Genomic DNA, 7,286 nt, shown 5'->3' on the forward strand with positions numbered 1-7,286 from the left:
GACAAGACCAGCTGCTGGCTACGGGTATCGAGCAGCTGGGCCGGTGACCGCTACGGCGCCATCGCCATCCCGCGCATCGGCATGGAAGTGCTGGTCACCTTCCTCGAAGGCGACCCCGACCAACCCCTGGTCACCGGCTGCCTGTACCACAAGGAACACGTCGTTCCCTACGACCTGCCGGCGAACAAAACCCGCAGCGTGTTCAAGACCCTGAGCAGCCCGGGCGGTGGCGGCTACAACGAAATACGCATCGAGGACAAGAAGGGCGAGGAGCAGATCTACGTCCACGCCGAGCGCAACTGGGACGAAAACATCGAGCACGACCAGAAGCTCCGCATCGGCCACGAACGCCACGACACCGTCGAAGCCAACAGCTACAGCGAATTCAAAGCCGAAGAACACCGCACCACCCACCTCGACCGCAAGAGCGAAATCAAAGCCAACGACCACCTCACCGTCGGCAATAACCAGCACATCAAGATCGGCACCGGCCAATTTATTAACGCCGGCAGCGAGATCCACCTGTCCAGCGGCCAGAAAGTCGTGCTCGAAGCCGGCAGCGAACTGACCTTCAAAGCCGCCGGCAGCTTTATCAAGCTGGACGGCGGCGGCATCACCCTGGTCGGCCCGATCATCAAGTTCAACTCCGGTGGTGGACCTGGCAGTGGCTCGGGGGCGGCGCCGGAGTTGCCGGGCAAGGTTAAAGCGGCGGATGCGGACAAGGCGGGGGAGTTGCTGATTCAGGCGCAGAAACAGGCGCTGCAACGCAAGCAACCGCTCTGCGTCATCTGCGAAGCAGCCAAGCTGGAGGCCGCAGATGCCGACTAACGATTTGCGCCAACTGCCTGCGGAGTTGCCCTGGGATGCCCCCGCTTACCTGCTACTGGACGGAATCAGTGTCGAGTCCCTGGCGCAACGCCTTTATCAGTGGTCCGAGTCGCCTGACTTCGACGTGTTGTACCTGGACACTCCGTGGGCTGAGCTGAGCGATGTGTCCCCCTGCCTGGTTCGCCTTAGCGGGCAACAGGACCCAGCACTTGGCGCATTTGTTGAAAACAGTCACTACGAATGGGGTTACCTGCTGTTCAGTCACGCGAGCCGGGATGAGTTGCTAAGCCACTTACGCTGGCTGGTCAGCGTTCGCCACCCGCTGGGCGAAGACATGCTGCTGCGCCTGGCCGATCCCGCAGTCATGCATGCCCTGTTCGGCCAGGCTGTACGTGAGAATGACGTAACGCTATTCGGCTCGATCGAACGGGTAGTTGTCGCCAACCGAGTTCAAGCCTGCTGGCATCAACATCAATGCCCCGGCTCGATGGAAGTCACGCGCCATGATCGGCCCTATCAATTGACAGAAGCCCAGTTGGATATCCTTGGGGAAGTGGGTTTTCGCGGCACCCTCATCCGGCTCGATGAGCACCTGCGCGAGTACTTTCCAGACTATCAGCATGGACTGAGCCAGCCGGAACGCTGGAAACACCTACGGACGCTGACGGAGCGGGCCTATACCCAAGGTTTCCACAGCGAACACGACATCACCCTCTATGCCAATATTTTCGGTTTGCTCGGCGAAGATGCCTTGCAAACCCATGCTGATATCGCCGCGTTAGTGGGCAAGACTTCATCGCTATCACCCTCTCAGCGTATCGAGCAGGCTGCGGATCTGGCCTATGCCCGCGCCCGGCCAGTGGAAAGGACTTCCCTATGAGCAGTAAGAACCCCAATCACGCCGACAAGGCCAAAAGCGACGCCAAAAGCCCGATCGGCGCCTGCCCGCTGATGAAAAACAAGGTGCAACTACTGCCCTTGCGTTATGGCCTGGTCGAACGCCTGGACCCTTCCGCCGAACTGAGCCTGCCTTACAAGCTCAAGTCACGACAGCTCGGCATCCGCCTGCTACGCGACGGCTGGCTGTATGTGATCGTCGGCAAGCAGCCCAAAGCGATTCTGCATGAATACCGCATTGCCCACGGCCTCATTACCCAACTGCTGTGGAACAAGGCCGAGGTCACTGCCGACAAACGAGAGGCGAGTGTCGGCGAAGCCCAACTGATTTTCTCCCGCAATGAATCGCTGCATGTGGCCTATTCCGAAGTGCAGTGGACGGCAGCTAAATGCGCTCAGGTGCTCAAGAGCGCCAAAGAACGTAATTACTTTATGCAGGCCATAGACCTCAGCCGGGTTGATTGTGAGAAAGGTGCAGCCAACCTCCTAACTACTTACCAGACCAGCAAGTGGCTTGCCGAAGTGGCAGAGAAGCCCGCCGCAACAAGCGCGAGCCAAGGTATGAAGCCTGAAGAAGCCCAAGACTATGCCTGGGAGCAACCATCGCTGTACCAGCGGACCCAGTTGGGCATGCTGAAGAAAAGCTTGAACCCTCAGTACGAGAATGATCATCTTTATCTGGTGATGCGTGACGACATCAGTGTGCTGCGTGACCTGGCCAACTTTCAGGACAAGGCCGTGGGTTGGCTCGAAGAATGGGCCAAAGGTGGTGCACAGAAAAACGCCAACGAGCGCGACTATCTGCTGGCGTGCTATATCGAGTCGTTGTCACAGGTAGCAGGGCGTGACTTGGAGGAAATCGCCAAGGCCTCCGATGACCCGGCCATACAAGCCATGCTCAATGAGCTGGAAGGCTTGCCTGAGCCTGAACGCTCTACCAGCCGGCAAGCGGTGCTCGACTACCTCAACCAGGGCAGTAACACCGCCCGCGTACCCGGCCCCAGCGACCCCAATCAGCCCGCCGAGCTCAAGGCGCAACTGGACGCTATCCGCCAAAAGGCCAGCAGAACTAATGCCTATGCCATTGTTAATGAGCTCAATACGACCACTCAGCGTTACTACGCCAAACAAAGTCTGGCGGCGGCCGATCCAGCATTTGTCGATAAGCATCTCGACACGCTGATCAGACTCAAAAAACAGCAGAACAAAAGGGTCAAAGCCGTACTCGAAGGCGCCAAATTTGGCCAGCGCGGGATCAACGAGCTGATCGATCGCCCTGCCATGGATGCCTTTCTGGCGCTACATCGGTCTAACTTGGCGCGCTGGAATGCCTTGCTGGAGCGCATCACCGCTGACCGTTTGGCCCTGATCACGACCAATCGTTTCCACCTGGCAGCCTGGTATTACGATGCCCAGCAGGCCGAGCAAGTTGGCCTGGCATTCAGCGCCCAATATGCCTGCTTCAAGGACATCTGTCGCAGTGACAAGGCCATCGCAGATATCCATGCCTGGTTGGAGAAACAGCCTTATTACGACCGACCACTGTTTTACAGCCTGCCGCTGAGCAGCCAAACCGAGCTAATCGGCCAGCTCAGTAACATCAACAATGCCGGTTACAACCTGGTTACCAAGCTGAAGGAGTCGATCGAGAAGCTGCGTACAATCGAAGCCAATCACCTGCCAGTCCTGGATCAATTGCCGGAAAGTGTTCGCGCTCTCGGCGAGAGTGCCCACCAGACCCTGACCCCGGCACTGGCTTACGGCATGTCTAATGCCCTCGATGACTTTTTTCAGAATAGAGCCAACCAGCAACTGCCTCCGCTGGACGAACTTTTCCGCAAAATGCCCAAGGCCCTGCCCGCCCGGCTACTGGACGCGGCGCGGATAGAGGGCGTGACCTTTACCGCCGCCAGCCCAGACGAGTTGGCGGCTCTGCGTACCACCATCGGAGATGTGCTTAGCGAACGTGCCGAGTTGTCGCGCCTCAACCGTGAGCGTGAGCGGGTCAAACGCAACAGCGGCCACAAATCGCCCAAGGCGCAACAGCTGCTAGCCGAGATACGCCAAGTACGCAGTGATTTGAGCGTACTTGAGCAACGCCTGGCCCAAGGCCTCAGCCCAATCGCCGAGCTGCCGGATAGTTCGATGCGGGTTGCTGGTGCAGCGCCGCTGCGCGCCGGCATCACCGTGGTATTTCCCGCCGCCGCCCAACAGCAGGAAGTGGGGCGTGTTCTCAGCAGCGTGCGTCAGGGTTATACCCATGCCCCAACTAAGGACGTGCTGGGCGATGGGGCCGGCTTGCTGGTTTTTGTGGCGCAGACGGTGAATTTGGTGCAGGTATTTAATGAGGCTTTTGCAAAAGCGCCCGAGAAAAGGGATTGGTCGCCATTTCGGGTTGCATTGATTGGTACTGGGGCCGCAGGCTTTATGGCCGCGCAATCCATTGCCGATACCGCGCTAACAGCTCGTAGCGCTCAGTTGGTTAAGAGCCTGCAACTACACGCTCTGGAAGGCGTGCATACGCAAATGGGCAAGCTGCATGTTGGTTTGGGTATTTTGGGGTATGGCTTAGGTTTCTTTGCTTCTGCTATCAGTTTGAATAGCCGGCAAGCTGAATGGGGTGAGGCAATACGCCAAGGCAATGGCCGTGCTCAGCAAGGCGCAGCGTTAGGCATGATTGGTAGCGCCGGTATGCTAGGTACAAATGCATATGGCTTATGGAATTCGGGAAGTTCTCTCGTCAATGTTATACGCGGTGGTTCCTGGGCAATGGCAGGCACGCGCCTGTCCACGGTGTTTTTTCGCTTCAACCTGTTGGGCGCGGCCTTTACCCTGCTCGAACTGGGCGGCAGCTGGTGGTACAACCACCACAATATCAGCCGGCATGATGCCTGGTTGCTTAGCACGCCTTGGAGCAATGATCCCGAGCAGCGCCAGACGCTACCGCTGGCCAGCTATCAGGAGCGCCTGCAAGCCATCGCCCAGAGCCCCATTGCGGAAGTTAGCCATCAAGGCCATGGCAGTTGGTTGCGGGATATATTCAGTGCACCCAAGGCCATCAATATCGTCCTTAGCCTACCCAATTTGAGCGAAGGGCTTCTGCGGGCACCGCTGGGGGGGCAGTCGCCAGTGCGCCTGGCTTTCGCGGCCTATCAGATCAATACCACGGGGGGGCGGGTACGCCGGGTAAGCTGGCAGCCGGTTAGCGAGTTGGTGTTCGACAGCTTGCACTTGATCCAGGCCGCCCCTCTGACGTTGCAATTGGTACCTCCGGCGGGGACTGAGGGCGTAGCCATAACGGAACTGCTGCTGGCCCTGCGTATCGAAACGCGCAATACGCAAGGCCACTATCAGGCGATACAACATATGATTCGCCTGCAACCCGATGATGAAGACAGCTACCCGACCAGCGAGCAAACGCCTCGTGGGGCTCAGGCCCTCTGGCTGACTCTCGATCCGCTTCTTCTACCCGCCACAGGCCCGTCATGACTTTGCCCGACAATAGCGCCGCCCAGTTTCTCAAGCAGCAACCCAAGGCTGGCGATACCCAGCCATTTCCTTCCGGGCAAATCACCTACCTGGCACCGCTGCCTCTGCCTACTCAGCACCCTGCTCAGGATTACAGCCATGCTGTAGGCGAGATGAACGACACCTATTTGGACTTTGGTACGGGATTACCCCAAGTGTTTGGCTGGCAAATGCTGTTGGGTGGCCCTTTCACACTCTTTGTAATGGTTACTTATCTGCTACCCATGATTGCAGCCTTAATGGCGCTGGCTGCGGGGGGGGGGGTGGTCGATGCAAAGGATTTTTTCTATGGCACATATGAAGGCTTTCGTTATTTAGGCCCTTTTGGGTCTCTCTGCGTACTAGCCATTTTGTTGCTTTCCTGGCTCCACTCCCGCAGTAAAGTTAGCGATATAAGGCCCACACGTTTCAACCGCCAGCGCCGCGAAGTTTGCTTTGTACCAATAGGCGATCGTGATCCGATTATCGTGCCCTGGGAGTCGGTTTCCGCCTGGGTGATTCAGGCTCAGGGCGTTACCCAGTATGGCGTGCAGCGTCAGTACGCCATGGGCGTGGGCTTTCATCATGCCCCCAGCGGGCGCGACTGCACCCTGGAGTTCCCTTGTGCCGGCCTGCCCCTGGCCATCAGCAACTGGGAGGCCGTTCGCGCCTATATGGAATACGAGGTGCATAGCCTCAAGGAGGTCCAGGATCCGCTGGAGCTGCAAGGCCCGGACGATCCGCCCCATGAGGGCCTGCACACCTTCCGCAATGCCCGTCAGCGCCTGCACCGCCGCTTCCGCGAAGGCGAGGTGGGCGTATTAGGGATCTTCGGCTGGTACCTCTACCATGTGATGACACTCTGGACGCTGCCCAACTATATGACCGAGTGGGATATCCGAAGCATCAAACGCAAAAGCCGCGCCGCCCTGCCACGCACGATACAGGAATGGTCTCAGCCTCTGCCGCCAGAGCTATGGGCCAAGCCCAGCGCCGAGTTGCAGCGCCTGAGCCCGCAGGTAAAAGCCCTGCATACACAGCAGCCGCAAAAGCCGATTACTGCGATTTTTGCCGAAGTGCTGCGCGCACCAGCGGCAAAGGGCAACTCACGGACCTCGGCCTGACCCTGCCCGACAATGGCGCCGCCCAGTTTCTCAAACAGCAACCCAAGGCAGCGATACTCAGCCATTTCCTTCCAGATAAATCACTTACTTGGCACCGCTGCCTCGTCCTATCCGGAGCAGGACTACAGCCATGCTGTGGTGAATGGCACCTATGCCATCAGAGCAGGAAACTGCCCACACTCGGCCCGCCGGTAGTTGGGCGCTATTTGACTTCACTTCGACCTACTCAAGGAACGACCGCATGAGCAACATGGATTTCAAAATGCCTATGGGCGCCTTCATCCACCTGCTCGCAGTAATCTGGATCAGCTTGGAACCACGTTATGAGGGCCTGTTTGTCTGGATGCTGCCATTTCTTCTGATGAACGCCGCCGGCATGCTGCTGGTTATGGTCAACAAGACCAAACTGGGAGCAATCATTTTTATCGTCGGCTGTGTGCCCTTTGTCCCTGTAGGCATGATCGGTATTTTCGGCGCCAAGAAGATGCTTCAGGGCATAAATGAGCCTGTGCTGAACAATGCCTGAGGAAAAGCCAGGGATGCAGAATTGACCCGAGGGACTGGTTACTCTCAGCCAACCACTGGGCACGCCTGGGGCACGACGGTGCCGTGCTCGGCCTGATGGCGGCGCAAACCGGATTGGACGGCCATGCCACCTATATGGCGCTGACCGGCCAATGGACCACCCAGCAGGCGATTAAATGGTTCACCCTGCGCCTGGTGCCACTGAACTGGATACTGCTGATCGTCGAGGGCCTGTACTTGGCCTGGAACTACTTCAAGGACAGCGAACTGCAAGCCTTTCTCGAGCAGTGCTGCTGGGGTAACGACCGGCGCTGGGGCGACAGCCCCGCCGGTCAGAGCGAGGAACTGCAAACCCTGATCGACCTGCTGTTCAAACCGCGTCTACTGGCCGAATCCAGACTGGTC

General features: G+C 58.2%; 6 protein-coding genes. All 6 read left to right on the plus strand.

All coding sequences use genetic code 11. The features are described 5' to 3' along the window. The coding region (gene tssI / locus ABYM29_RS13900) for a type VI secretion system tip protein TssI/VgrG (RefSeq protein WP_372865381.1) at positions 1-828 on the plus strand (828 nt) is incomplete at its 5' end. Then, complete coding sequence (locus ABYM29_RS13905) at positions 818-1,708, plus strand: DUF4123 domain-containing protein (protein WP_372865382.1); 891 nt, start codon at positions 818-820, stop codon at positions 1,706-1,708. The genes tssI and ABYM29_RS13905, both read left to right, overlap by 11 nt. Continuing rightward, positions 1,705-5,214, plus strand: a complete 3,510-nt coding sequence (locus ABYM29_RS13910) for a toxin VasX (RefSeq protein WP_372865383.1) — start codon at positions 1,705-1,707, stop codon at positions 5,212-5,214. The genes ABYM29_RS13905 and ABYM29_RS13910 overlap by 4 nt, the downstream gene beginning before the upstream one ends. Next, a complete protein-coding gene (locus tag ABYM29_RS13915) occupies positions 5,211-6,356 on the plus strand; it encodes a hypothetical protein (protein ID WP_372865384.1) in 1,146 nt (381 codons plus the stop codon). Before ABYM29_RS13910 ends, ABYM29_RS13915 begins: the two co-directional genes overlap by 4 nt. A 241-nt stretch (positions 6,357-6,597) precedes the next feature. Next, positions 6,598-6,882 (plus strand): hypothetical protein, encoded by a 285-nt coding sequence (locus ABYM29_RS13920; RefSeq protein ID WP_372865385.1) that lies wholly within the window; start codon positions 6,598-6,600, stop codon positions 6,880-6,882. 83 nt (positions 6,883-6,965) lie between these two features. Continuing rightward, on the plus strand, positions 6,966-7,286 hold a 321-nt coding region (locus ABYM29_RS13925), incomplete at its 3' end, for a hypothetical protein (protein ID WP_372865386.1).

It is taken from the genome of Spongiibacter sp. (assembly GCF_041602295.1).
In the GTDB taxonomy this organism is placed as follows: domain Bacteria; phylum Pseudomonadota; class Gammaproteobacteria; order Pseudomonadales; family Spongiibacteraceae; genus Spongiibacter.

Excerpts from the sequence above, each read along its gene's own strand:
- ABYM29_RS13905 (WP_372865382.1), top strand. The coding sequence starts at position 818 with ATGCCGACTAACGATTTGCGCCAACTGCCTGCGGAGTTGCCCTGGGAT.
- ABYM29_RS13910 (WP_372865383.1), top strand. The coding sequence starts at position 1,705 with ATGAGCAGTAAGAACCCCAATCACGCCGACAAGGCCAAAAGCGACGCC.
- ABYM29_RS13915 (WP_372865384.1), top strand. The coding sequence starts at position 5,211 with ATGACTTTGCCCGACAATAGCGCCGCCCAGTTTCTCAAGCAGCAACCC.
- ABYM29_RS13920 (WP_372865385.1), top strand. The coding sequence starts at position 6,598 with ATGAGCAACATGGATTTCAAAATGCCTATGGGCGCCTTCATCCACCTG.